Source organism: Prevotella sp. P4-119 (assembly GCF_002251345.1).
In the GTDB taxonomy this organism is placed as follows: domain Bacteria; phylum Bacteroidota; class Bacteroidia; order Bacteroidales; family Bacteroidaceae; genus Prevotella.
Genome location: NZ_NPJB01000023.1, coordinates 36,629 through 62,531, shown reverse-complemented (window position 1 = coordinate 62,531; position 25,903 = coordinate 36,629). Strand labels below are relative to the sequence as shown.

The window sequence follows — 25,903 nt, the reverse complement described above, 5'->3', positions numbered from 1 at the left end:
CATGCAGACCCCTCCCGACTATCGAAACGACACCGTTCTGCCGTTGCCTCTTGAGGTGACGGCAGATGCGTGGGCCGTCGATGCTGCCTGTTCCGGAAATCCCGGTCCGATGGAATATCAGGCCATCGACTTAGCTACAGGTGCCCGTGTGTTCCATTTTGGTCCGATGAAAGGCACCAACAATATCGGTGAATTTCTCGCCATAGTCCATGCACTCGCACTCATGCAACAGCAAGGACAAACGCAAAAAACCATTTATAGTGATTCTTACAATGCCATTCTTTGGGTGAAGAAACGCCAGTGTAAGACCAAACTTGAGCGCACACCACAGACAGAACCACTTTATCAGATTATCCAGCGCGCCGAGCGTTGGTTGAACACACACACTTGGACAAACCCCATCATCAAGTGGGAAACCAAGAAATGGGGTGAGGTGCCTGCCGATTTCGGTAGGAAATAAACCTCTTACCCACTAGTTTCACAATATAAAGATTGTATTTCATGGATCATCAATATGCCCTTTTCTTCGATATCGACGGTACTCTCGTTAGTTTCAAAATCCACCAGATACCACCATCTACCATCCTTGCCCTCACACAGGCTAAGGCCAATGGCGCACGCATCTATATTTCTACGGGACGTCCCTATTATATTCTCAACAATCTCAAACCTATCGAACATCTCATTGACGGCTATATCACTACCAACGGAGCACATTGCTTTGTAGGCGAGCGCACCGTTCGTCGTGTGCCTATAGCCCCTGCCGATGTGGATTTGATTCTCAACGATTGTCGTCAGAATGACGATGCTTGTCTCGTTTGTACCGAGTCACGCATGGTGCCATTCAATAGCAAAGAGTGTATTGCACGTATCTTTGAACACGACCTTGCGGTGACCAATATCGACTACGATACGCCCCTTGACGTGGCTATGGAAGAACCTGTCTATCAGTTGTCGGCATTCTTTGATGCCCACCATGAGTCGTTGCTCATGCCCCAAGTGCCCCATTGTGTGTCGGGCAGATGGCATCCGGAGTTTACCGACATTACCCATTGCGATGCTGACAAAGGCAAAGGGCTTATCGCTATGGCAGAGGCAGAAGGTATAGATATGAGCCACACCATCGCTTTCGGTGACGGTGGCAACGATATGAGCATTATTCTCAAGGCTGGAACAGGCATCGCCATGGGTAATGCCATCCCCGAATTGAAGGCTGCTGCTACTTATGTTACTACAAGTGTAGATGATGATGGCATCCTTTTGGCGCTTCGCCATTATGGCATTATCTAATGTCTTAATTCTGTTCTTAGCCCCTAATTTTCTCTGATTTGAGTGATTCTTAGCCCCTAATTTTATAAGGTTTGGGCAGCTTTTAGCCCCTAATTTTCTCTGATATAGGTAATTCTTAGCCCCTAATTTTATAAAATTTAACCAATTCTTGATTCTTAATTTCATAAAAAAGTGGTATCTTTGCGACTGAAAACCAGTAACATATAGGATATGGCTAAATATAACAAACGATATATAGACAAAGAACTTCAGAACTGGGCAAAGCAAACAGACCGAAAACCTCTGCTATTGCGAGGAGCAAGACAAGTTGGAAAAACAACTGCAGTACGGCATCTTTCGGAGCAATTTGATAACTTTGCAGAAGTGGATTTCAATGAACGGCCTGACATACATTATATGTTTGACGGAACTTATTCACCACAAGAGATCTGCCAATTGTTGTCAATACAGCTTCATCAGCCAATTATTGCAGGCAAAACCCTTTTGTTTTTCGATGAGATACAAGCATGCCCACAAGCAATTAATCGTTTAAGATACTTTTATGAAAAGTATCCAGAACAACATCTAATAGCGGCTGGCTCTCTTTTGGAGTTTGCTTTAGAATCGTTACCATCCTATGGAGTTGGAAGAATAAGAAGTATCTTTATGTATCCATTTTCTTACGAGGAGTTTTTGTGGGCTACGGGTGATGAGATGTTGGCAAGTGTGATAGCCAAAGCAAATCCATTTAATCCACTTCCAGAACCTATACATGAGCAAGCCGTGCGCAAATTGCGGTTGTTCCTGATTATGGGAGGAATGCCCGCTGTGGTATCCAGATATTGTCAAGATGGTAATTTGCAAGAGTGTCAGCACCTATTGCGCGACCTGATACAGTCGTTTAGAGATGATTTTGTAAAGTATCGCCAGCGTGTCCCGTCTGTTCGTATTGATGCCGTATTCCGTTCTGTTGCCGAGCAAGGGCTTGGCAAATTCGTATATAGCAAGGTGAACTGCGATGGAAACAGCGAGCAGATTAAAACAGCACTTGAAACTCTTATCCTTGCCGGACTTGTATATCCAGTAACCCATACGTCTGCCAACGGAATACCTTTGGGAGCAGAAATCAATGAAAAATATCGTCGTATGATATTCCTTGATACTGGATTGTTGCAATGTCTTTTAGGTTTAGACCTTTCAGATATTCTATCCACTACTGACATACAAGTTGTAAATCGTGGTGCCATCGCAGAAACTTTCGTTGGTAACGAAATAGTCAAATCATCCTCTTGTTACGAACCAAAATCACTTTTCTGTTGGCATCGGGAGAAGAGTGGCAGCAATGCTGAAGTGGATTACGTAGTACAACTTGCTGATAAGATACGTCCAATAGAAGTTAAATCGGGTATCAAAGGTTCTATGCAAAGTATGCGTTATTTTCTTCACCAGAAAGACATTGACTATGGAATACGTACATCACTTGAAAATTTCTGTAGTTATGATGACATCAGGGTCTATCCACTTTATGCCATCAAGAATATTTTCAATAAATGTTGAGCGATAAGCTATTATAACACGTGCAGGGATTCTGAAAGGAATCCCTGCATGTGTTATGTAGTAGCCTGATTATGCTTGTGAGCCTTTATGTTGTTTGCGGCGATAGACGGTGATGGTGTTGTCGGCATAATGGTGATGGCTGACAATGGCGATGTCGGCAGGCAAATGGGGTGCAGGAGTACCGTCTCCAACGGTCATGGGCGATAGCTCTCTCCGTATTTCGTCCCATAATCCCGCTTCTATGAAACTTTCCAATGTCTTTCTTCCTCCTTCCACGATGAGCGACTGGATGCCCTGTTGATGAAGATCACCTATGAGTTGCTGCAGCGGACGTGCATGGGTTAGAATGATGCGCTTCGGATCTTGTCCTGTCCAGTGTCGCACGTTGAGAGCCGGTTTGTCGCGCTCAGCAGTGGTATGTCCCACCAATATAGCCATTTCCTCCGATCTCAGTTTGTGTGAAAGCATTTGCGTTTGCGGATTGGAAATCATTACTGGGTGGTAATGGTCATCGATAAATCCATCGCCCGTCTGTGCCCATTTCAGGATGATGTATGGTCGTTGTTGGGCATGATAAGTAAAGAATCGCCTGTTGAGCCACCAACACTCATCCTCCAACAATCCCACTTCCACCTTTATTCCAGCTTCACGCAACTTTCTGATGCCCCGTCCTTGCACTTGGGCAAATGGGTCGATGATGCCCACCACAACGCGCTTCACTCCCTTGCTGATAATCAGATCGGCGCAAGGTGGCGTCTTGCCCCAGTGTGAGCAAGGTTCGAGCGACACATAGACGGTTGCCTCTTTGAGCAACGGTTCGTCGTCTTGACGTACAGAAGCAAAGGCATTCACTTCAGCATGACCTTGTCCGCATCTCACGTGATAGCCCTCTCCAATGATTCTTCCGCGTGCTGTAATCACCGCACCCACCATCGGGTTAGGTCGTGTGGATAGCAGTCCGTTCTCTGCCAGTTGTATGCAACGCCGCATATATTTCACGTCGTCGTCCGTCCAAACCGGTTGCTTGTTGTCGTGTTCCATATATATAAATAGGTGTATGTTGTCTTGTTGTAGGCCGTGTCAGTATGTTATGTCATCCAGATTAAATACCGAAATAGACCATGAGTCCTCCGAGTATGATGTATACCGCCGCATAGGGAATAGCCGAAAGCATAATCTCTCCGTCCTTTCCTTGCATATCACACGATGCAGTAGCAATAGCGATACTTTGTGGTGAAATCATCTTTCCACCAGTTGCACCAGTGGTATTTGCAGCGACGAGCCAGTTGCTTTCCGAGCCAGAGATGCCATAGAATGACGATGTGCCCGTCATGCCCAACTGTCCTGCCACATTGGCTTGTAGTTTTGCGAAAAGTATATTCGACGAGGTATCAGATCCTGTAACGAATGTTCCGATAGCACCGATGAGTGGCGCAAAGAATGGATAGAACGATCCAGTCAGTGCCACGAGTCCTGCCGCAATAGCCCCTATCATGCCGCTATAGTTCATGACCGATGCCAATGCGATGAGTGAAACGATGGTCACCACCGTTTTCTGCAGGTTGATGGTAGTACGTGCAAGCACTATCATCAACTTGCGTAAAGAAAGTCCTTGTATCATTCCACCGATGGTAGCACCTAAGAAGAGCATAAGTCCTGCATTGGATATCCATCCGAATTTGAACGTCGATCCGATGACTGGCAGCGGCACTTTCGATACGAGATGTGTTTTGAGGAAATCGTTGACTGGTGGGCATAGTGCACCGCTGACAAGGATAAACACAAGGATAAAGAGATATACGCTCCATGCGCGGAAGGTCTCTCCGAGTGTGAAGTGTCGTTCGTTCTCACGATGTTCCTTCTTCTTCCCAAAGAGTTTAGCATAGATGATGATAGCCACGATAGCCGCCACACTGCCTATGATAGCAGGAGTTTCCGATCCCAGATAGCGTGCGCAGAGATATTGCACCACTACCGATATGATGCCCGTCCATAGTGCCAGTGCAATGTTTTTCGCCCAAGCTTTCCGGTCGGTGAGCATCAGGATGATAAACGGCAGCAGTACGAACAATGGTGAGAGCTGTACCACAGCGAATGCCGATGTCTCGCAAATGGCTTCTGCCGATGCCGATCCGCCCGGTGCCACTTCGTTGCAGAGCGTTGTTACCGGCACTCCCACAGCACCGAATCCCGTAGCCACGGTGTTTCCGATGAGGGCCACCAGTGCCGAGAACATCGGTTTGAATCCCAGTCCGATAAGTATTGCCGCAGGAATAGCCACAGCCGTTCCGAATCCCGCCATACCTTCGAGAAGTCCTCCGAATCCCCATACAAGCATGAGAACGAGTATTCCTTTATCGTCTGTAAACGATGTGAACTGCTGTTTGATAGTTTCTATTTCTTTCGATTCCACCAGTATGTTATAGCTGTAGATAGCCATCAGAATGATGATGAGTATAGGAAATACGGCTTTGAGTATGCCTTCCACAAGACTCCACCACACTACTGCATAGGTACTGGCAGTGGCAAACTTTTCTGGCATCATGCCCATTGCTGGCGCCACGAATAGCGCTAACAGGACGGTGGCAGCCAAAGTGATAAACGCGCTCTTGTGACCGGGCATTTTCAGTCCCAGCATCAATACGAAGAGCAGGATAATGGGGATAATAGCGATAATTGCTGTCATAGGTTTTAGTGTTTTAGTGTATTTGTGTGTAAGTATTTACAGTTTCGTTTTTCGGCTATTGTGCTTCTGCGGTTCGCATTGCCAGCGCTTTGTTTTCTGCAGCCTCCATGATTTCCCGTTCTCCCGGCCCTTTGTCGTTGATGCCACAGAGGTGTAGGATGCCGTGTATGATGACGCGGTGTAGTTCTTCGTCATAGTTTTTATGGAAGAGTTCTGCATTGCTCTTCACGGTGTCGAGTGATATGACGAGGTCTCCGCTGATGATGTCATCCTCATCATAGTCGAAGGTGATGATATCAGTATAATAGTCGTGTTGCAGGTATTCGCGGTTCACCTCCAGTATTTTCTCGTCATCGCAGAAGAGATACCCTATCTCTCCCACCTTTCTTCCATAGGAGGCAGCTACTCTTTTAATCCATGCTGTGGTTTCCCGGCGCTTTATTTTCGGGAATTTCACGTTTTCTGCGTTGTATGTTATCATATTGTATTTATTGTTTCGTTCTATCTGTATATTGTAGTCATACGCTGTATTTTCATTGCCCAGCGTTATTGCTTCGTTGGTGTTTTGGCTTTCGGCAGATAAGGAGAAACATCTACTCCGAAGTGCATCAGTTCTCGCACCATGGTTGAAGAAACGCTCGAAAGTTGTGGTTCGCTGTATAGCAGCAGTGTTTCCACCCCACTCATTTGTCTGTTGATGTCCGCCTGTTCGCGTTCATACTCAAAGTCTTTTACCGACCTAACCCCTTTGATGATGTACTGTGCTCCCTCGTTGCGAGCGAAATCCACCGCCAGTCCGTAGTACGGTTTCACTTCTATGCGTGGTTCGTCAGCATAGAGTTCGGCAATTGCCTTCATCCGATTTTCCGCCGGTTGCATATAAGGTTTCCCCACATGATCGCCCACTACGCCGATAACGAGTCTGTCAAATAGTGCCACACTTCGTCTGACGATGCTGTCGTGTCCGATGGTAAAGGGGTCGAAGCTTCCCACAAATATTCCTGTTCTCATAGTTTTTATTCGTCAAAGAGTCCTGGTTCCATGATGTTTCCCGTATAGGGGTTGCGTCCAAAGTGCTTGTAAGCCAGTTCGGTGACCATTCTTCCTCGTGGTGTTCGCTTGATGAAACCCTCCATGATGAGGAATGGCTCATAGACTTCCTCCACAGTTCCTGCATCTTCTCCGATAGCCGTAGCAATGGTCGTGATGCCCACCGGTCCCCCTTTAAACTTATCGATGATGGTCAACAGCAGTCTGTTGTCTATCTCGTCCAGTCCGTATTGGTCGATGTTGAGCGCTGTCAATGCCACCTGTGTGATATTGGTGTCGATGCGTCCAGTGCCTCTCACCTGTGCAAAGTCGCGCACTCGTCGCAACAGTGCATTGGCGATACGTGGCGTACCTCTCGATCTTCCCGCTATTTCAGCCGCTGCTTCAGCAGTGATGGGTACACCGAGAATCGATGCCGATCTCGTGATAATGCGTTGTAGCGTCTCTGGTTGGTAATACTGCAAGTGCATGTTGATACCGAAACGTGCGCGCAGTGGAGCCGTCAAGAGTCCGCTTCTTGTTGTAGCCCCCACGAGTGTGAAGGGGTTGAGGTCAATCTGTATGGACCGTGCCGACGGTCCTTTGTCTATCATGATGTCTATGCGATAGTCCTCCATAGCCGAGTATAGATACTCTTCAACCACTGGTGACAGACGGTGTATCTCGTCAATAAAGAGCACATCGTTTTTTTCGAGCGATGTCAGGATGCCTGCCAAGTCGCCCGGTTTGTCGAGCACCGGTCCGCTGGTAATCTTGAATCCCACTCCCAATTCATTGGCAATGATATTGGACAGTGTGGTCTTACCCAGTCCTGGTGGGCCATGGAGCAGGGTGTGGTCCAATGGTTCGCCCCTATATTTAGCAGCCTCTACAAACACCCGGAGATTCTCTACCACTTGTTTCTGTCCGCTGAAATCATCGAACGAGAGTGGTCTGAGTGCGTTTTCATAGTCTTTCTCCGATGCTGAGATCTGCTCTTGTCTTATGTCGAAATCTTCGTCCATCATTGTTTTTTTATCGCTTTTGGTGCAAAGTTAATCATAATTTTTGTAATTTTGCAAAGCGAATAACAAAAACCATACTATAGTTCATGAAAAGAATCGTTTTCCTCATGCTCTCAGTTGTTGCCGTCTTTTCGGCTGCGGCATCGACCACACGTCCTGTAACAGGCACAGTTATCAACCCCACCGACAGTTGCATCCAGTATGTGGGACGCATCTGTTTCTCCAATCCCATGCGTCCGCGCTTCACTTTCCCTGGCACACAGATCATTGCGCGCTTTACCGGCACCTCGTTGAAGATGATGGCAAAACCTCGCAGTGGCTATTTCATGGCACAAATAGATGGTGCCGAACCCTTCAAAGTGAGTTTCATGGGTGAGCGCGATTCGGTTGTTACACTTGCCACAGCCTTACCCCAAGGTTGTCATGATGTGCGATTGATGTATGTGATAGAAGGTTATGAACTCAAACCCGACTTCCGTGGTTTCGTTCTCGACGCTGGTGCTAAGTTGTTGCCAGCCCCTGCATTGCCCCAACGCACTATCGAATTTATCGGCAACAGCATCACCTGCGGTTATGGTAACGAGAGTATCGAGATGAGCGATCCTTTCGAATACGAAACAGAGAACCACTATTTCACCTATGCGCAAATCGCTACGCGTGATCTTGATGCCGTAGCGCATGTCGTGGCACGCAGTGGCATTGGAGTATATCGCAGTTATGACGGTCCGAAGACAGGTACTCCCGACAATGTGATGACCACCGAATATCTCTACACCAACCTCTACGACCGTTCGGAGAAATGGGATTTTGCCCGTTACCAACCTCAGTTGGTGTGCATCAACCTTGGCACCAATGACCTCTCCACCAACAATTACGATACAAAGTTGCTTAAACAAGCCTACAAACGCTTTCTCGCTCAGGTGCGCCAACGCAATCCACATGCCAAAATAGTGTATCTTTGCGGTTCTATGCTCAATGGCAAAGAGCTCGACATAGCCCGTCGAATCCTCGATGAAGTAGTGGCAGAGGCACGCAAGGGCGGTGACGCCGAGGTCTATCGCTTCGACTTCACGCCCCAAACCGGCGATTTATACTATGGCGCTTCATGGCATCCATCACTCTGGCAACACCAGAAAATGGCAGCTGAGCTCGTTGCATTCTTGCGACCGCTGATGAAGTGGTTTTGATTAACCAAATAGGGAGGATATGGCAAACTATAGCAAGTGGGGGCAGTGCCTATGTCTGCTTCTATGCCTGACAGCATCGCCTTTGATGCTGTCGGCACAGCAATCGCGCCCTTGGCAAGATGATTTTTGGCAGTGGGTTGAGGCTGATGAGGGCGATGCCGCCCAATGGGAAGAGGCATTCGACCAATTGACAGAACTGGAAAACCACCCCATCAACCTGAATAGCGCCACTCGCGAGCAACTTGAGCGGCTGCCTTTTCTTTCCGCCAGACAGGTGGGCGACCTCTTGGAGTATGTCTATCGCAACAAGGCCATGCTATCCCTTAGCGAACTGCTGTTGGTGAAGTCGATAGGTGACGATGTGCGCCGACTGCTGTTACACTTTGTCTGTGTGGCACCCGTCGAGCGTCAAATGCCCACGTTGCGACTGGACTCAGCCCTCTTGCGAGGTGACAATACGCTGTCAGCCACCGTCTCCATACCGTTTTACACCCGTAAGGGCTACCGCGATGGATATTTGGGCAAGCGCTATGCCCATACCGTGCGCTATCAGCACAACTATCGCGACCGATTGAAAGTGGGGTTTACGGCAGCACAAGATGCCGGTGAGCCCTTCTTTTCCGACCGCAATAAGATGGGGTATGACCACTATTCCTATTATCTGCAACTCAACCATTTGGGGCGTATCGACCGCCTTTGTCTGGGCATGTATCGGGTGCAGATGGGCATGGGACTCATCATGAACGGAGCTTTCGCCATGGGAAAAACCATGATGCTACAGTCTGCCATGCGATCCTCTGCCGATATCCGAGCCTACAGCTCGCGATCTGTTGCCAACTATCTGCAGGGTGCAGCCCTGACCATGCGCCTGTCTGACCATTGGCGCACCACCGTATTCGGCTCCTACCGACCGCTTGATGCCACGCTCAACGATGATGGAACGGTGCGCACACTGCTCACTTCGGGCTACCATCGCCTGCCTGCCGAGATGGACAAAAAGCATAATACCTACCGATGGGATGCCGGTGGAAGTGTTGGCTGGCATGGCAAGAAGGTCTATGTCAATGGCAATTTCGTCTATTCCCACTTCGACCGCACCCTCAATCCCGATCGCGCGAGTGCTCCCTTCCGTCGCTATCAGGCCGCAGGAGCCACCTTTGCCAATATGAGCGTGGATTACGGTTATATAGGCGATAACATCTCGTTGGCAGGCGAAGCAGCCATCAACCGCCATGGCCACTTGGCTTTGCTGCATCGTGCTACTTGGCATCCTGCCACCTCACTGACTTTTTCAGCCATCCACCGCTACTACGACAAGCAATACACCGCCCTCCATGCTCGCAGTTTCTCGGAAGGAGGCAAGGTGCAAAACGAGCATGGCATGTATGTCGGCATGGAATGGCGCCCCTCATGGCGATTTCTGTTGAAGGTATATGCCGACTATACCCACTTTGCTTGGGCACGCTATCAGGTCAGCGCATCGAGCGATGCCTTCGATACCAAGGTAGCTTGCGAGTGGAAGAGTAGCAATTGGATGCTTGATGGCTATTACCGATTGCATCTCACCCAGCGCGACAATGCAGAGAAAACTACCCTCTACAATCGCTACAACCATCGGTTGCGCCTCCGGCTGAGTAGGGCAATAGGTTCGTGGCTATCTTGGCAGACCCAGTTCGACGGCACTTCGGTTAGCATCCATCAGCAGTATTGGGGCTATATGGGTAGTCAGCAGCTGACTTGGAAACGTTCCGCCTTCCGCCTGTCGGGGCGCATGGGCTATTTCCACACCAATAGTTATGAGAGCCGCCTCTATCAGTATGAGCCATCGTTGCGCTATGATTTCTATTTCCCTGCCTTCTATGGTGAAGGCATCCGGTATAGTTTCTTGGCCTCTGCCACCATTGCCAACCGTCTGATGCTAACAGCCAAGTTAGGTGTCACCGATTATTTCGACCGTTCTAAGATAGGCAGTGGCAAGCAGGAAATATGCCATTCCTCGCAACCCGACCTACAGTTGCAGATGGAGTGGAAGTTCTGAACGATCACCATGGTCATACCTTTTGGCATTGTCTGATATTGATGGTTTCAAAAGACCTGTTTTCTCTGTGTTGTTGAAAAGCCATGTAATATGCTTGTATATAGCGTGTTGCATGCTTGTGGATGTTTCGTTGCTCAGCAAAGTAAATTGAATTGCCGAGGAAAGTAAATTGAATTGCCGAGGAAAACAATTTGAATTGCTGAGCAAAATAAATTGATTTGCACACCAATAAAACTTGCATAGCGCTCACAACAGATAGGTATAGGAGTCAAATGAAATATTCAGCGAAGGTGCAAATTCATTGAGTTTGCCGACCAAATTCATTGAATTTGCCAACCAAATTCATTGAGTTTGCCAACCAAATTCAAAAAAAAAATGCCGCTACTCACCACGAGCAGCGACATCCAAAGCCTATGTATAACTAAAAATCCTTTTCTAATGTTGTTGACCTTTCGGTCGGGGCTACCTTGCGGTAGTATATCTTGTATAAAACAAAATTCAATTAAAAAAAAGAAAGTTATGGGAGCCTCACGGCGACCACTGTTATCCATATTTCAAACTTTCTTTTTACCAATAACTAAAAACCTAAAACTATAAATATTACTACTAACCTAAAACAATCTATTTGTGTGTGTCATTTTGGAACCTCTTGTTCCTTTTGACGATGCAAAGTTACGATGTTTTTCGATATCTCGCAACATTTTTGCAATAAATCATGCATTAAATTATCATATTCTTGACGTATATCAAGGATTTGTGTGCGAAAACAATGGTTTGTTAACAGGCTTTAACTATCTGAGCGCTATTTTGTTTTACGTGTTTCTGATATTTTGCTTGGGCTTGTATCCGTCGTATGGATGTCCAGTTCTGAACTAAGAAGATACTATTATATTAGATGTGAGCATATTCCTGGTAAGTTGCAGATGATTCTGAGTTTCTTCCTTTTTTGTATTTGTACACGGCCTATTTAGGCCTTATACAGATTGTATGTAAGTCCCATGTGACTACCAAGTAAGTCCCAAGTAAGTCCCATTTTTACGATGATAAATGGGAGAATGATAGGAGGACAATAGGAGAAAGTTGGAGAGTCTTGCGCTTTGTACTATCTTCTTTGACGTGAAAGTAATGTAAAAATAGGGCAGAATACACAGAATATCGTTTTTTTTTCATAACTTTGCAGCTTGAACTATTATATACTCCAAGACACATGGCTTGTATATTACATATTGAAACCAGCACAGACGTATGTTCGGTGGCAGTGTCGGAAGACAGCCACTGCATTTATCACGAAGAAGACCATAGCGGTCCTAACCATGCCGAACGACTCGGATCAATGGTGGATGAGGCCCTTTCGTTCACTGATAGTCACGCCATTCCATTCGATGCCGTGGCTGTGAGCTGCGGTCCTGGAAGCTATACGGGACTGCGTATCGGTGTGTCAATGGCAAAGGGTGTCTGCTACGGACGTGACTTGAAACTCATTGCCGTTCCTACACTTGAGCTTCTTTGTGTGCCCATACTTCTGCGCGAAGGCATTGAAGACGATGCCTTACTTTGTCCCATGCTCGATGCACGACGCATGGAAGTTTATGCCGCCATCTACGATCGCAGCCTGAAAGAGGTGCGGCCGGTAGGTGCCGACGTGGTGAATGCCGATACTTATCGGCAGTGGCTCGACCAGCATCCCGTATATTTCTTCGGCAATGGTGCGAAGAAGTGTATGGACATCATCGATCATCCCAATGCCCACTATATAGACGGCATTGAGCCACAGGCACGCTGGATGCAGCCGCTGGCAGAGCGCCGATTGCTGGACGGACGTACGGAAGATGTGGCCTACTTTGTGCCTTTCTATCTGAAAGACTTTGTAGCCCTCAAACCCAAGAAATTACTCTAAAAGACAAAACAACATGACAATGGACATCAAAGGAATAGATTACAATACACAACGCGAGAAACTCGTCATGCCTGAATATGGACGCGAGATTCAGTTGATGGTGCAACATGCCTGTTCGTTACCTTCCAAAGAGGAACGCCTGCGCTGTGCAAAGAGTATCGTCAGACTGATGGAGAGTCGTAATCCGCAAGCCAGAGTCAACAACAGTGACGCACAGGCTTATTGGGATCACCTATATCTCATCAGCGACAAGAAGCTCGATATCGACTGGCCTTACGATGTGTCGTTGGCAGAAAAGTTTTTGGCAAAGCCCGCACCGATTTCTTATAACAAGAGCCGGTTTAAGATGCGTCACTACGGTAGATTGCTTGATGAGTCTTTTGAACGCCTCAAGAGCATGCCGCCGGGAGAGGAACGCGACGAACTAGCACGGTTGACTGCCAATCAGATGAAGCGTGATCTGGCAAATTGGGGACATGGTTCGACAGACGACGAGAAGGTGGCTGACGATATTGCCCGACTGACGGACGGTGTGATACAGCTTGATCTCAACGAGTTTAAGTTTGAGAAAATCATTCCCGGTACAGACCCTATTCCCATGAAACGCAATAAGGGAAAAGGTCGCAGATAAGTATTTTTATAACCCCTAACATTCTGATTATGGCATCATTCAAAATCGAAGGCGGACACCTGCTCAGTGGAACCATCGTCCCTCAAGGCGCTAAAAACGAGGCCTTGCAGGTGATCTGTGCAACGTTGCTCACCAACGACGAGGTTATTATACGCAATATTCCCGACATTCGCGACGTCAACAATCTGATACAGTTGTTGAAAGACATCGGTGTGAAAGTCAGTAAGGAACAGCAGGGAGTGTTTCATTTTCAGGCTGATGAACTCAATCTCGACTACCTCGGTAGTGAGGAGTTTGTCCAGAAGTGTGCTGCACTGCGTGGCAGTGTGCTGATGATTGGACCGCTTTTGGCACGTATGGGAAAGGCTGTGATTGCTAAACCTGGGGGTGATAAGATCGGTCGCCGACGCCTTGATACCCATTTTCTCGGCTTCAAATACCTGGGTGCAGACTTCCGACAGAACCCAAAGACGGAAGTTTATGAGATTGCTGCCAAACAGCTCGTGGGCACCTATATGTTGCTTGATGAGGCTTCGGTGACCGGTACTGCCAATATCATCATGGCGGCGGTTCTTGCCAAAGGCACTACAACAATCTATAATGCAGCCTGTGAACCCTATATTCAGCAACTCTGCCACATGCTCAACCGCATGGGTGCCAATATCAGCGGTATCGGATCAAACCTGATAACCATCGTGGGTGTGAAGCATCTGCATGGCACAGCCCACCGCCTTCTGCCTGATATGATTGAGGTGGGATCGTTTATCGGAATGGCTGCCATGGTGGGCAACGGCATACGCATCAAGAATGTGTCGCTCCGCAATCTGGGTATCATTCCAGACGCTTTCCGCAGATTGGGTGTGAAGATTATAGAAGAGGGTGATGACTTGTATATTCCTCGTCAGGAACATTATGAGGTGGACTCTTTCATCGATGGAACTATCATGACGCTGGCTGATGCACCATGGCCTGGACTGACTCCCGACTTGTTGTCGGTGCTCATCGTCGTGGCAACGCAGGCACGTGGAACAGTGCTCTTCCATCAGAAAATGTTTGAGAGCCGACTCTTCTTCGTGGATAAACTCATCGACATGGGAGCGCAAATCATTCTCTGCGACCCACACCGCGCTGTGGTGGTAGGCCACGACAGGGTAAATACGCTGCGCCCGCAACGCATGTCGAGTCCGGATATTCGTGCCGGTATCGCTCTGCTCATCGCTGCCATGAGTGCTGATGGCGTCAGCCAGATCAGCAATATCGAGCAGATCGACCGCGGCTATGAAGATATTGAAGCGCGCCTCAATGCACTTGGTGCACACATTGAACGCATATAATAATATATATAAATAAGGTGTAGAACGACTGCAAACGATAACAAAGAGTGAGATGATTCGTAAAGAAGAGGTCTATAAGATAGGACGACTGGGCAAGTCGCACGGTGTGAAAGGCGAGGTGAGCCTGCAGTTTACCGATGATGTCTTCGACCGTGTCGAGGCAGAATACCTGATTCTCGATATCGACGGCATACTCGTGCCGTTCTTCATGGAAGAGTATCGCTTCCGTTCAGACAGTCTCGCACTCATCAAATTCTGCGATGTCGATACCCAACAACGGGCAGCAGAACTCACAGGGTGTGATGTCTATTTCCCAAGAAGTCTGGCAGAAGAGGAGGACGCCATGCCTTCACTGTCTATGCTCGTGGGATTCATGCTCGTGGATGCCGATACAGGAAAAGAGGTGGGACGCATTGCATCGATTGACGATTCAACCCATAACATCCTCTTTGAACTCGAAGACGGACGACTCATTCCGGCTTCTGACGACCTAATACACCATATTGACACCACGGAAAGAACCATAAAAACAATTATCCCAGAGGGATTGTTAGAGATATGAAAAAGAAACAAATTGCCATCCTCGGATCTACAGGTTCCATAGGAACACAGGCCCTGCAGGTCATCGAAGAGCATAGCGACCTCTATGAGGTGTATTGTCTCACGGCAAACAACCGTGTGGAACTGCTCGCCGAGCAGGCTCATCGCTTTCATCCGGCAGCTATCGTTATTGCCAATGAGGCACGTTACGATGAACTCAAACGACTCACCGACGATATTCCCGACGTGAAAGTCTATGCTGGAGCACAGGCCATCAACGAGATAGTAGAGGCTAAACCGATTGATATCGTACTCACTGCCATGGTGGGATTTGCTGGACTGACCCCCACCATCCATGCCATCAAAGCAAGAAAGACCATTGCACTGGCCAACAAGGAAACACTTGTTGTGGCTGGAGAACTGATTGGCAATCTGGCTACGCAGTATCATGCGCCCATCCTGCCAGTAGATAGTGAACACTCGGCAATATTCCAAAGTCTTGTGGGCGAGGATGTCAACCGCATCGACAAGATACTGCTGACAGCTTCTGGAGGCCCCTTCCGCAACTTTACCATTGAGCAGTTGGCACAGGTGACCAAGGCAGATGCACTCCGACATCCTACATGGGACATGGGAGCGAAGATTACTATCGACTCGGCATCGATGATGAACAAGGGCTTCGAAGTCATAGAAGCCAAGTGGCTCTTCGGTGTAAAAGCCTCGCAAATTCAGGTATTGGTACATCCGCAAAGCATTGTCCATTCGGCTGTGCAGTTTGATGACGGTGCGGTCAAAGCGCAACTCGGAGTGCCCGATATGCGACTGCCCATACAGTATGCGTTCTCTTATCCCAAACGTCTGACGCTCTCTGGTGAGCGCCTCGACCTGTTTAAGACCCGCAGCCTTGAATTCTTTGAGCCCGACTTGAAAAAATTCCGTTGCTTGGCACTGGCTTTCGAGGCCATTGAGAAGGGTGGAAACATGCCTTGTATCGTCAACGCAGCTAATGAAATTGTCAATCGCGGATTCCTTGAAGGTAAGTGTGGATTCCTGCAGATGAGCGACATCATAGCCGAAACCATGCAGCGTTGCACCTACGATGCTTCGCCTACCTATGATACATATATTGCGACCGATGCCGAGGCAAGGCGCATAGCAACAGAACTCATGAATAAATAAAAATCGAATAGACACAAATAACGAATGGAAGTTTTTCTTATTAAACTGCTACAACTGATGTTGGCCATCTCTATCTTGGTGCTCTTGCACGAAGGTGGTCACTTCTTCTTCTCGAAACTTTTTGGAGTGAAAGTAGAGAAGTTCTATATGTTCTTCGACTGGAAATTCAGTCTTTTCAAATTTAAACCCAAAAACAGCGACACTGAATATGGTATCGGATGGATTCCCCTTGGCGGTTATTGCAAGATTGCCGGTATGATCGACGAGAGCTTCGATACCGACCAGATGAAGCAACCCGCACAGCCTTGGGAGTTCAGAAGCAAACCGGCATGGCAGCGATTGCTGATCATGATAGGCGGTGTGCTGGTCAACTTCCTCCTTGCGCTGTTTATCTACTCCATGATTCTCTTCTATTGGGGAGATACCTATGTGCCAGTGAAAGACATGACTGGCGGTATGAAGTTTAATAAAGAGGCTAAGGCTCTCGGTTTCCGCGATGGTGATATTCTCGTGGGAACAGAGAAGGGCGCCTTCAAAGATTTTAGTGCCGACCTGTATCGCGATATCGCTGCAGCACAACAGGTGGAGGTGATTCGTCAGGGAAAAACCGTGACGGTGAATCTGCCTGGTGACCTGAATCTCCTGAATATGATGAAGGCAGAACCCTCGTTCGTGCGTCCGCTCCTTCCTGCAGTGGCAGACTCTGTCGTGCCCAATATGCCTGCATCGCAAATTGGAATGAAGAAAGGCGACCGAATACTGGCGGTCAATGGACATGCAGTGGATTCATACAATGAGATTATCGACCAGTTGGATCGTCGCTCCGACCTGTTGGCAGATGCTAAATCGCCTGCCGATAGCCTCAAAGTGCGCACCATCCCTGTGGTATTTACCAATGGCGTAAAAACCGATACTGCCGTGGTAACGCTCACTGCCGATATGCGTTTGGGATTCACCGTACAGAGCGTAGCGGGTCTCTATAAACCATATACACAGAAATATGGATTCTTTGAAAGCTTCCCTGCTGGTGTCAAATATGGCATGCATGTGCTTGGTTCCTATGTTGACGACTTGAAATATGTGTTTACTGCCGATGGCGCTAAGAGTCTCGGAGGATTCGGAGCCATTGGAAATCTCTTCCCCTCAACATGGGATTGGTATCTCTTTTGGAAGATGACCGCATTCCTGTCTATCATTCTGGCATTTATGAATATTCTGCCCATACCTATCCTCGATGGCGGATATGTGCTTTTCCTCATCTATGAGATCATCACACGTCGTAAACCATCCGAAAACTTCATGATACGTGCCAATTATGTGGGACTTGCCTTACTCATGCTCCTTATGATTGTGGCTAACCTCAACGATGTGTTGCGTTGGATTGGTATCATGTAGTAATCACAGGACAGAACAGCTATCAAATAATATAAGCGCTCGCGCACGTATATATGAATAGGTACGTGCGTGAGCGCTTTGTCTTTAGTGGAACTTTCATCAGGTGGAATGCCACGATGCTTATGACATTCTCTAAAAATTTTAGTTTTCAGAAAATTTCGACCACACGACCACAGAAGTGTGTATCGCATTATCATACAGTGTTTTATGCTGTGGTCGAAACTGTTTCTATCGACCACCCATCGACCACCGCCAAAATTCGTCGAATTTCATATCTCAGTCCAAGATACGTATAGTTAGACATTTCCAAACCTTTGGTAAAGGTATTGCCTAACGTTTGTTAAGAGTGTTTTCTAACATTTGTCAAGATTGTTTCGAAACGATTGAAAAAGGTCTTTTCTGCGTTTGAAAAAGATATTATCTAACGTTTGATAAAGATATTGTCCAACGTTTGACAAAGGTATTGTCCAATATTTGACAAAGGTATTGTCCAATATTTGACAAAGGTATTGCCCAACGTTTGACAAAAGTATTGTCAAGGTTGTGAAAAACGATGATAAACAACATCTCTAACTTATATATCGATATGCAGGACTTGCTTTGCTTGGTCTGTGTTGATAATCGATGGCAATCCGGTGGTCGAAGGGTGGTCGATGATAATAGTTTCGACCACCACTTAAAGTTCTAAACTACTGCATGTTAGACTATAGAGGTGGTCGAGTGGTCGATTTTTACGACATCGCGTGCGCGCGAGTGCGCGTGCGCGATCCTTAAATATTATATATGGACCGAAGCATATTTTATGCTGACCATCATTATTAGTGTGTGCTAAGTAAAAAAGGTGAGAGTGTGTCTGTTTATGACACACTCTCATGATGAATTATTATTTTTTTTAGTTTATGACGCCGCTAACAATTCCGTTTTCTATCATAACGATGCTGCCAGATTCATAAGACCACATGGTACGTTGTGAGTTTTCTGTGACTGTAAGGGGTTTACCCTTTGCCAATATAACCTCGTTGGGGTTCATACCTTTTACTACTTGTCCATTGATAATGGCTTCCCAATGAGACAAATCAATATTTTCTCCAAGGATTTCTTTCATTGTTTGCTGCATAAACTGATTGCATAAAACAGAAAACTTATCAACATATTCCTTGTTCTGGGGTTTCTTCTCTAAATTCAACTTGTCTAATGATACGGTCTTGAATACAGCCATAACACCCTTTGGAATACATTTTACGTCTTTTATAAGAAATTCTATCTTCCCCTTGTTTACCCCAATGTTGAGTTGAAAGGTATAAGCCTTGTCTGAGTTTTCGCTTTCTTCAATGCTACAACCGACGCTTAATGATAGCTTTTTCGCATCACACTTCAGTGTATTCTCAATGATGTTGCTTGATTTCTCTATTGCCCAGAGTGCAGCGCTTCCGAAGGTCGCTTTCTCGTCATATTTGCATGGTTGAGAACCTTTGCAAATATAGCTGTTGCCTTCTTTAATCAAGGTGTAGCTCTCTTGTGCATGTGCAAAGGTAATAGACGTCATCATTAATGCTGTCAAAATCATGAATTTCATATCATCATCTCTTTATTGTTAAAGAAAATAATCTGCCCAACATCCATTATAGTAACAGATGTTCGGCAGACCATTAAGTTATTCTTTTTTTTGTTAGAATACGATACCGACAGTGGCTGCAAGATTGTTCAATTTGCAACTGTATGACTCGTTTCCTGCATAATTGGTCAGACCACCACCATAAGTTACACCAACATAGAATTTACCCAACTCTACATTAACTCCAGCCTGCCAACCAAGGCTAAAGACCTTCACGTCATCAGCGTCTGATAAAATGTTTCCATTGAAAGTCAAACCTGCCAAAGGAGCAATCTTGATGCCCTCGGTAACTGGTAACTTGTATGTTACGTTCAAAGGAATAGTGGCTGTGAGGGCATTTAATTCATCAAATGCGTAAGTGGCACCAATACCAGTCTCTATGTATAGAGGCATGCTTTTAGAAACAGAGATACCTTTGGTCCATGACAACGAAGCTCCACTGACAGATCCAGAACCTTCGGCATCAGTACTGATTGAATTGTACGATGCACCAATACGGTTGTAACCACTGCCCTTTTTGTGAGAATAAGTCATGGTGTTTGAGGTAATGAGCTGGGCTGAAGCGCCGAGGCTCATGATTGAGGCGATAGCCAGAACTAATAATTTTTTCATTGTCTTTAAAATTTAAAATTAATATTGAAATTTACTTGTTTGTGTTTCGTTGTACAGCCTTGTTCTGCTTGTTGTCAACAGATATGGCACGTATGCGAGCACCATCCTGCAATGGAGTAATCCACTTAGAGTCGTCAGCGCCAAGTTGTCCTTCGCCATAGTTGTGGAATTTCACATACTTGGCAGGATAACCACGTACGGTAACATCCAGTCCTTTAGCTTTTTCGTTGTTAATAACATAGAAAGTAGCACCAAGAATAATGTCTGCACCAGCAAGTTTTGTGGCTTTAAATGCTGCGTTAGCCTTGGCATTTTCAAGCATGTCAACACTGATGTCGGAAAGAGGAACACCAGGGAAAATGTTGAAAGACCATTCTTGGCAATCTTTGTTGAGCATTTGAAGTTCGGCTACCATAGGACGAACAAAAAACTCAGACATACCCTCTTGAATACGTGTCTGTGCATGCTCAAATTTAGCCTGTGCAAACATTGAGGATGCACAGCCAACTAATAATAAAAGTGTAAACGCAATCTTTTTCATACGTGTTTAACTGGCCAACTGACTCCCAAGTATCGGCAATAATACATTGTTACATGAAAAAGTTATTGACTATAAACAAAAAGCGTAGGAGTCTGATCTTGTCACTCGTCCTACGTCTTGAGGCTTCTCGCATTGCCCATTCAGTCAAGAACGAGCAACGTCAGAAACCCACGCCGATTGTTGATATAACAATCCCATATACACGTACATTATTATAAAGTAACAACGTACAGCATGATATCAGGGCATTATAAAAACATCCCATGAGCATCTATCGTTGCTTCGTCACGTGACTGAATCATTTTGAAACTTTGCGAGAATTTCAAGACGTCAAGCTACAAAGCGCATGATAAACGCTTCCCATAAATAGTGGCTCTCATTACCTCTGTGGTTTATATCCCTTAGCCTATGCGGAACCTCATACACACTAAAAAAATCTGTGAGCGCATCATGTCGGCGTGGATTCTGCAGTCCAAGTAACAATTCAGCGATAAGTCTCTACTCATCATGTTATAGGAAACTGCATGTTTCATGAAAACCGCTTCAAAATTAAATATTATTTATGAAACGACCAAATGAATTTGAAGTTTTTAACAAAAAAACGGTAACAAATGGCGTGTTTATGCATGTTATATATGTTTTTATGAAGTTAAAATATTGCTTTGTACTGAGGCATATTACTAATAAATAACCATACGCTTGCTGCGCGTTTACAGTGTATGGTTAGTACTCATGAATGTAACTACTCAGCCCCCCACAGCATAAGATAGTCAACTGAACTCGTTAATAATTCATAAACTTGATTTTGTTCCAAAACAAAATCATTGTTAAAGCGGTTTGTATGTATGGTCTTATGTATGTGTAGCCTACATTTGTCAAATTTTAGATCTATTAGGATGCCTGTGGGTGCGGCATACTTGCGCAGCCAAATTATGTCTTCAAGCAGACAGTCGTCAACGAGAGCCTATTTTGCGTTTCGGGCAAACGCAAAACTTCCGTTAATGGATGTGAAACCGCATTTGGTCATTTCACAAGAAATGCCTATCATTGCAGATGAATGGCAAGACCGTGTACTGACATAGACGAAATTTTATGCTCGATTAATCAGCGTCTGCGTAAGCTTGAGAAGTCCGACTCCGAGAAGACTGAGGAGATTGGACGTCTCAACCGTGTCATATGCCAAAAGGACAAGAAGATACACAATCTGAAGGTGGAGCTTGCTTCGTCCAAGTCAGATCTTGCTGATGCCAAGACCCGCATCAAGGAACTTGAGGGCGAGGAACCTGACGAAGAGGACGATTCTTTGTCGAATGTTAAATAATCATAAATATAATAATCTTCAAGCTTAAACACTCTGACTATCAAAAGAAAAGTCGTAACTTTGCAGTCCGATTATTGGGGAGAGACTTAGAATCCCCGTGAACCGTGTGTAAATAGCAGTGCCTTTGGCCGGGCAAAGCGGTTTGTGAATCACGATTCAGCACAAGACGTTAGACTGCTGCAGGGAGTTAGACCTCTGCCGTGGTATTTGTCTGTGCATAAGAGAAAAGAGAATTAAATGTTTTTTAGTAGTTAAATTAAAAAGTAAAATGAACACTTTGAGTTACAAGACTATTTCCGCTAACAAGGAAACAGCTAAGAAGGAGTGGGTGGTTATTGATGCCACAGACCAGGTTGTTGGTCGCCTTGCTTCTAAAGTAGCTAAGCTCATCCGCGGAAAGTACAAGCCCAACTACACACCACACGTAGATTGTGGCGACAACGTTATCATCATCAATGCCGCTAAGGTGGTTTTCACCGGCAAAAAGGAAACCGACAAGGTTTACACCCGCTACACTGGTTATCCCGGTGGACAGCGCTTCACCTCTCCCGCCATGTTGCGCAAGCAGCCATTCGGCGTTGAGCGTATCTTGAAGCACGCTGTCAAAGGTATGCTTCCCAAAGGCCCACTCGGCCGTAGCTTGCTCGACAACCTCTACATCTATGAAGGAACTGAGCACAACCACGAGGCACAGAAGCCCAAAGCAATTGATATTAACCAGTATAAATAATAAGATAGAAGATGGAAATGATTAATGCAATCGGTCGTCGTAAGAGCTCTGTAGCTCGCGTTTACCTGAGCGAAGGCACAGGCAAAATCACGATCAACAAGAAAGATATCAGTGTATATTTCCCTTCAGCTATCCTGCAGTACGTGGTTAAGCAGCCGCTGAACCTGCTCGAAGTGGCTGAGAAATATGACATCAAGGCTAACCTCGACGGTGGTGGTTTCACTGGTCAGAGCCAGGCTCTCCGCCTCGCTATTGCCCGTGCACTCGTTAAGGTTAATGCAGAAGACAAGAAGGCCCTTAAGGTACAAGGCTTCCTGACCCGCGATTCACGTGAGGTTGAACGTAAGAAGCCAGGTCAGCCCAAGGCACGTCGTCGCTTCCAGTTCAGTAAGCGTTAATATCTACTGGACACGTTTAGTATCTAAACTGGTAGGACTCCATCATAGGATTACCTGCCGGCTGGTTCTAACAACAAGAATTAAAAAGAAAGTAAACAACAATTTTAAAGCATTAAGACAATGTCAAGAACTAATTTTGATACATTGCTTCAGGCCGGATGTCACTTCGGTCACATGAAGCGCAAATGGAATCCCGCTATGTCTCAGTACATCTACACAGAGCGTAACGGTATTCATATCATTGACCTCCACAAGACTGCAGCTAAAATTGACGAGGCTGCTGAAGCATTGAAGCAGATTGCCAAGAGCGGCAAGAAAGTACTGTTCGTCGCTACTAAAAAACAAACTAAGGAAATCATCGCCGAGAAGGCTTCGAGCGTGAATATGCCTTATGTTATTGAGCGCTGGCCGGGTGGTATGCTTACCAACTTCCCGACTATCCGCAAGGCCGTAAAGAAAATGGCGAACATCGACAAGCTCATGCAGGATGGTACTTACAGCAACCTCTCAAAGCGTGAGTTGCTGCAGATTACCCGTCAGCGCGCCAAGTTGGAGAAGAACCTCGGTTCTATCGCTGACCTGACTCGTCTGCCTTCTGCACTCTTCGTTGTTGACGTGCTGAAAGAGCAGATTGCCGTTCGCGAGGCTAACCGTCTGGGTATCCCCGTATTCGGTATCGTTGACACCAACTCTAACCCCAACAACATCGACTTCGTAATTCCTGCCAATGATGACGCTAAGGACAGCGTAGAGGTTATCCTCAATGCTTGCTGCCAGGCTATCAACGAAGGTCTCGAAGAGCGCAAGGTAGAGAAAGCCGACGAGAAAGCTGCAGACGCACAGGCTGAGGCTGATGCTGACGAGGCAAAAGCTAAGCGTGCTGCACGCAAGCCTCGCAAGGCTGCTGAAGCTCCCGCAGAGGAAGCTCCTAAGGCAAAAGAGGATACTCCTGCTGCAGAGTAATTAAAGGTTTAATCATCAATTCTAAAAAAGCAAAAAGATTATGGCTATTTCAATTGAAGATATCAAGAAGCTCCGCACTATGACTGGTGCTGGTCTGGCTGACGTTAAGAAAGCGCTGACCGAGGCTGAAGGCGATTTCGAGAAAGCTAAGGAACTGCTCCGTGAGCGTGGTTTGGCTATCGCTGCAAAGCGTAGCGACCGCGAAACTTCAAACGGTTGTGTTCTTGCAAAGGTTGCTGATGGCTTCGCTGCTATCATCGCCCTGAAGTGCGAAACTGACTTCGTTGCCAACGGTGCTGACTTCATCGCCCTCACTCAGAGCATCCTCGATGCTGCTGTAGCTGCTAAGGCTAAGGACATCGAAGCTGTGAAGGAGCTGACTCTCGCTGATGGTCAGAAGATTCAGGACGCTGTTACTCAGCGTTCAGGTATCACCGGTGAGAAGATGGAACTCGACGGTTACAATGTTCTCGAAGGTGAGAATATCGAGGTTTACGACCACATGGGCAAGCATACTCTTGCTACTATGGTACAAACCAACAAACCCGTTGCTGAGATTGGCCACAAGCTCGCTATGCAGGTTGCTGCCATGAAGCCTGTAGCACTCGATGCTTCAAAGGTTTCTCAGGCTGTTCTCGACGAGGAGTACAAGACTGCTGTTGAGAAGACCAAGCTTGAGCAGGTTGAGAAGTATGTTGAGAACATGCTGAAGAAGGCCGGTATCAATCCCGCTCACGTTGACTCAGAAGATCACATCGAGAGCAACATGAAAAAGGGTTGGATTACTGAGGAGCAGGCTAAAGAGGCTCGCGAAATCAAGGTAAAGGCTGCTGCTGAGAAGGCTGCTTCACTCAACGAGAACATGATCGACAACATCGCTAAGGGTCGCGTACAGAAGTTCTTGAAAGAGAACTGTCTCGTTGACCAGGAGTTCCAGTTCGGTGATGGCGACAAAGCTTCTGTTTCACAGTGGCTCGCTAAGCAGGACAAGGATCTCAAGATCGTTGACTTCAAGCGCTTCACCCTTTCTGCTGAGTAATCCGTAGATAGGCATTAAGCACAATCCGATATTATTGGAGGAGCATCCCATAAGGGTGCTCCTTTTTTTGGTTATTATTAATCAACTTGAGTAGCATGCTGGAAATGTACAGTGGATATCACATGACGGATTGTGCTTGATACATGTTTCCCTGCTATCGATAGGGTTTTTCCTATTATTGTTTATGAATTTCCCCTTGACTCTATTGTCATCTTTTCCGTATCTTTGCACCATCAGAAGTCAAACGATACGAGTTTGCGCTCACGTGCTGGCTCTGGAAGAGATAATAAACATGGTATAACCCAAACATCGAAGAGTTATGAAAAGAATGGTATTCGCAATGGCAACAATCCTGATGTTTGCCGTTGCTGCAAAAGCACAACGCCTCGAACATGCGAAGGATGAGGCCAGTTATATCACCCGAATAATGACAGCCGAACTCGGATTGACCCGTGTTCAGAGTCAAGAACTGTTGCGCATCAACCTTGTTTATCTGGATGGTATCAGCAGTTACCGTGACATAGAGGGTAGAGGATGTAAGAGTAGAGACAAAAAGATTAAGTCGTTGCTCAACAAACGTCAATGGCATCAATATAAAAACACCTATTATTTCTACCGTCCCATCTCTTGGCGTGACCATGCTTATGTGCACCATATCTATGCTAAGTATCCTGAGAACAAAAAACATAAATACTGTAAGCATCAGGTAGATCGCAATTGTCGACAACAGGGTAATAACAGTCCCGAAGCTATTCGTCAGCGTCAGAAGATGTGCCGCCATGTGATGAATGGCGCAAGATAAAACCTCACATACATACAATCTTCAATAGAAAACATTTCTGGTCTTAATGACTGGAAAGTATCAGGATAAAATAAAATTAGTAGCTGTAAGAATGTAATAAGACCTCGGCATCCTA

The 25,903-nt window shown here is 46.3% G+C and carries 25 protein-coding genes; 17 read left to right on the top strand and 8 right to left on the bottom strand.

Annotation, left to right across the window (positions count from 1 at the left end; genetic code table 11):
- Nucleotide 1 precedes the first annotated feature (1 nt).
- From CIK89_RS02420 to CIK89_RS02410, 3 genes are all read left to right on the top strand, one after another.
- A complete protein-coding gene (locus tag CIK89_RS02420; RefSeq protein WP_094389843.1) occupies nt 2-460 on the top strand; it encodes an RNase H family protein in 459 nt (152 codons plus the stop codon).
- 41 nt (nt 461-501) lie between these two features.
- The gene (locus CIK89_RS02415) at nt 502-1,290 is read left to right on the top strand and encodes a Cof-type HAD-IIB family hydrolase (protein WP_094389842.1); all 789 of its coding nucleotides are present in this window, start codon (nt 502-504) and stop codon (nt 1,288-1,290) included.
- 210 nt (nt 1,291-1,500) lie between these two features.
- The gene (locus tag CIK89_RS02410; protein ID WP_094389841.1) at nt 1,501-2,826 is read left to right on the top strand and encodes an ATP-binding protein; all 1,326 of its coding nucleotides are present in this window, start codon (nt 1,501-1,503) and stop codon (nt 2,824-2,826) included.
- 69 nt (nt 2,827-2,895) lie between these two features.
- Here CIK89_RS02410 and ribD read toward each other — a convergent pair whose 3' ends face one another.
- The 5 genes from ribD to ruvB form a co-directional block, all read right to left on the bottom strand.
- Nucleotides 2,896-3,867 (bottom strand): bifunctional diaminohydroxyphosphoribosylaminopyrimidine deaminase/5-amino-6-(5-phosphoribosylamino)uracil reductase RibD, encoded by a 972-nt coding sequence (ribD, locus tag CIK89_RS02405; protein ID WP_094389840.1) that lies wholly within the window; start codon nt 3,865-3,867, stop codon nt 2,896-2,898.
- 61 nt (nt 3,868-3,928) lie between these two features.
- A complete protein-coding gene (locus CIK89_RS02400; RefSeq protein WP_094389839.1) occupies nt 3,929-5,512 on the bottom strand; it encodes an L-lactate permease in 1,584 nt (527 codons plus the stop codon).
- A 55-nt stretch (nt 5,513-5,567) separates the two neighbouring features.
- Nucleotides 5,568-5,993: an rRNA maturation RNase YbeY gene (ybeY, locus tag CIK89_RS02395; RefSeq protein WP_094389838.1), complete on the bottom strand. Its 426-nt coding sequence runs from the start codon at nt 5,991-5,993 to the stop codon at nt 5,568-5,570.
- Between the two features lie 65 nt (nt 5,994-6,058).
- Complete coding sequence (gene coaD, locus CIK89_RS02390; protein WP_094389837.1) at nt 6,059-6,523, bottom strand: pantetheine-phosphate adenylyltransferase; 465 nt, start codon at nt 6,521-6,523, stop codon at nt 6,059-6,061.
- A 5-nt stretch (nt 6,524-6,528) separates the two neighbouring features.
- Complete coding sequence (gene ruvB / locus CIK89_RS02385; protein ID WP_094389880.1) at nt 6,529-7,566, bottom strand: Holliday junction branch migration DNA helicase RuvB; 1,038 nt, start codon at nt 7,564-7,566, stop codon at nt 6,529-6,531.
- An 86-nt stretch (nt 7,567-7,652) separates the two neighbouring features.
- Here ruvB and CIK89_RS02380 point away from each other — a divergent pair, with 86 nt between their 5' ends.
- The 8 genes from CIK89_RS02380 (at nt 7,653) to rseP (ending at nt 17,767) form a co-directional block, all read left to right on the top strand.
- Nucleotides 7,653-8,753, top strand: coding sequence for an SGNH/GDSL hydrolase family protein (locus CIK89_RS02380; RefSeq protein WP_094389836.1), 1,101 nt, complete (start codon nt 7,653-7,655; stop codon nt 8,751-8,753).
- Nucleotides 8,754-8,772: 19 nt separating this feature from the next.
- Entirely contained in the window at nt 8,773-10,791 is a 2,019-nt protein-coding gene (locus CIK89_RS02375) for a helix-hairpin-helix domain-containing protein (RefSeq protein WP_094389835.1), read from the top strand.
- A 1,207-nt stretch (nt 10,792-11,998) separates the two neighbouring features.
- Nucleotides 11,999-12,688 carry a tRNA (adenosine(37)-N6)-threonylcarbamoyltransferase complex dimerization subunit type 1 TsaB gene (gene tsaB, locus CIK89_RS02360; RefSeq protein ID WP_094389832.1) on the top strand — a complete coding sequence of 230 codons (690 nt, stop codon included), beginning with the start codon at nt 11,999-12,001 and terminating at the stop codon, nt 12,686-12,688.
- Nucleotides 12,689-12,707: 19 nt separating this feature from the next.
- Nucleotides 12,708-13,319: a DUF4290 domain-containing protein gene (locus CIK89_RS02355; RefSeq protein ID WP_094389831.1), complete on the top strand. Its 612-nt coding sequence runs from the start codon at nt 12,708-12,710 to the stop codon at nt 13,317-13,319.
- 29 nt (nt 13,320-13,348) lie between these two features.
- A complete protein-coding gene (murA, locus tag CIK89_RS02350) occupies nt 13,349-14,653 on the top strand; it encodes a UDP-N-acetylglucosamine 1-carboxyvinyltransferase (RefSeq protein ID WP_094389830.1) in 1,305 nt (434 codons plus the stop codon).
- Between the two features lie 52 nt (nt 14,654-14,705).
- A complete protein-coding gene (gene rimM / locus CIK89_RS02345) occupies nt 14,706-15,215 on the top strand; it encodes a ribosome maturation factor RimM (protein ID WP_094389829.1) in 510 nt (169 codons plus the stop codon).
- Nucleotides 15,212-16,372 (top strand): 1-deoxy-D-xylulose-5-phosphate reductoisomerase, encoded by a 1,161-nt coding sequence (locus CIK89_RS02340; RefSeq protein ID WP_094389828.1) that lies wholly within the window; start codon nt 15,212-15,214, stop codon nt 16,370-16,372. The genes rimM and CIK89_RS02340 overlap by 4 nt, the downstream gene beginning before the upstream one ends.
- 24 nt (nt 16,373-16,396) lie before the next feature.
- A complete protein-coding gene (gene rseP / locus CIK89_RS02335) occupies nt 16,397-17,767 on the top strand; it encodes an RIP metalloprotease RseP (RefSeq protein ID WP_094389827.1) in 1,371 nt (456 codons plus the stop codon).
- 892 nt (nt 17,768-18,659) lie between these two features.
- On the opposite strand, the gene CIK89_RS02330 is transcribed toward rseP, so the two are convergent.
- The 3 genes from CIK89_RS02330 to CIK89_RS02320 all read right to left on the bottom strand — a co-directional run bounded on the left by CIK89_RS02330 (nt 18,660) and on the right by CIK89_RS02320 (nt 20,535).
- Nucleotides 18,660-19,343, bottom strand: a complete 684-nt coding sequence (locus CIK89_RS02330; RefSeq protein WP_094464334.1) for a hypothetical protein — start codon at nt 19,341-19,343, stop codon at nt 18,660-18,662.
- Nucleotides 19,344-19,436: 93 nt separating this feature from the next.
- The gene (locus CIK89_RS02325; protein ID WP_094389825.1) at nt 19,437-19,994 is read right to left on the bottom strand and encodes a hypothetical protein; all 558 of its coding nucleotides are present in this window, start codon (nt 19,992-19,994) and stop codon (nt 19,437-19,439) included.
- Between the two features lie 31 nt (nt 19,995-20,025).
- Nucleotides 20,026-20,535 (bottom strand): hypothetical protein, encoded by a 510-nt coding sequence (locus CIK89_RS02320; protein WP_144007213.1) that lies wholly within the window; start codon nt 20,533-20,535, stop codon nt 20,026-20,028.
- A gap of 1,057 nt (nt 20,536-21,592) precedes the next feature.
- On the opposite strand from CIK89_RS02320, the gene CIK89_RS02315 reads away from it, so the two are divergent.
- The 6 genes from CIK89_RS02315 (at nt 21,593) to CIK89_RS02290 (ending at nt 25,788) form a co-directional block, all read left to right on the top strand.
- Entirely contained in the window at nt 21,593-21,856 is a 264-nt protein-coding gene (locus CIK89_RS02315) for a hypothetical protein (protein WP_216820462.1), read from the top strand.
- Nucleotides 21,857-22,124: 268 nt separating this feature from the next.
- Nucleotides 22,125-22,586, top strand: coding sequence for a 50S ribosomal protein L13 (gene rplM, locus CIK89_RS02310; RefSeq protein ID WP_094389823.1), 462 nt, complete (start codon nt 22,125-22,127; stop codon nt 22,584-22,586).
- An 11-nt stretch (nt 22,587-22,597) separates the two neighbouring features.
- Nucleotides 22,598-22,984, top strand: coding sequence for a 30S ribosomal protein S9 (rpsI, locus tag CIK89_RS02305; RefSeq protein ID WP_094389822.1), 387 nt, complete (start codon nt 22,598-22,600; stop codon nt 22,982-22,984).
- Between the two features lie 120 nt (nt 22,985-23,104).
- A complete protein-coding gene (rpsB, locus tag CIK89_RS02300) occupies nt 23,105-23,947 on the top strand; it encodes a 30S ribosomal protein S2 (protein WP_094389821.1) in 843 nt (280 codons plus the stop codon).
- Nucleotides 23,948-23,987: 40 nt separating this feature from the next.
- Nucleotides 23,988-24,986, top strand: coding sequence for a translation elongation factor Ts (gene tsf / locus CIK89_RS02295; RefSeq protein ID WP_094389820.1), 999 nt, complete (start codon nt 23,988-23,990; stop codon nt 24,984-24,986).
- Between the two features lie 319 nt (nt 24,987-25,305).
- Nucleotides 25,306-25,788 carry a hypothetical protein gene (locus CIK89_RS02290; protein ID WP_144007330.1) on the top strand — a complete coding sequence of 161 codons (483 nt, stop codon included), beginning with the start codon at nt 25,306-25,308 and terminating at the stop codon, nt 25,786-25,788.
- The last annotated feature ends 115 nt before the right edge of the window (nt 25,789-25,903 follow it).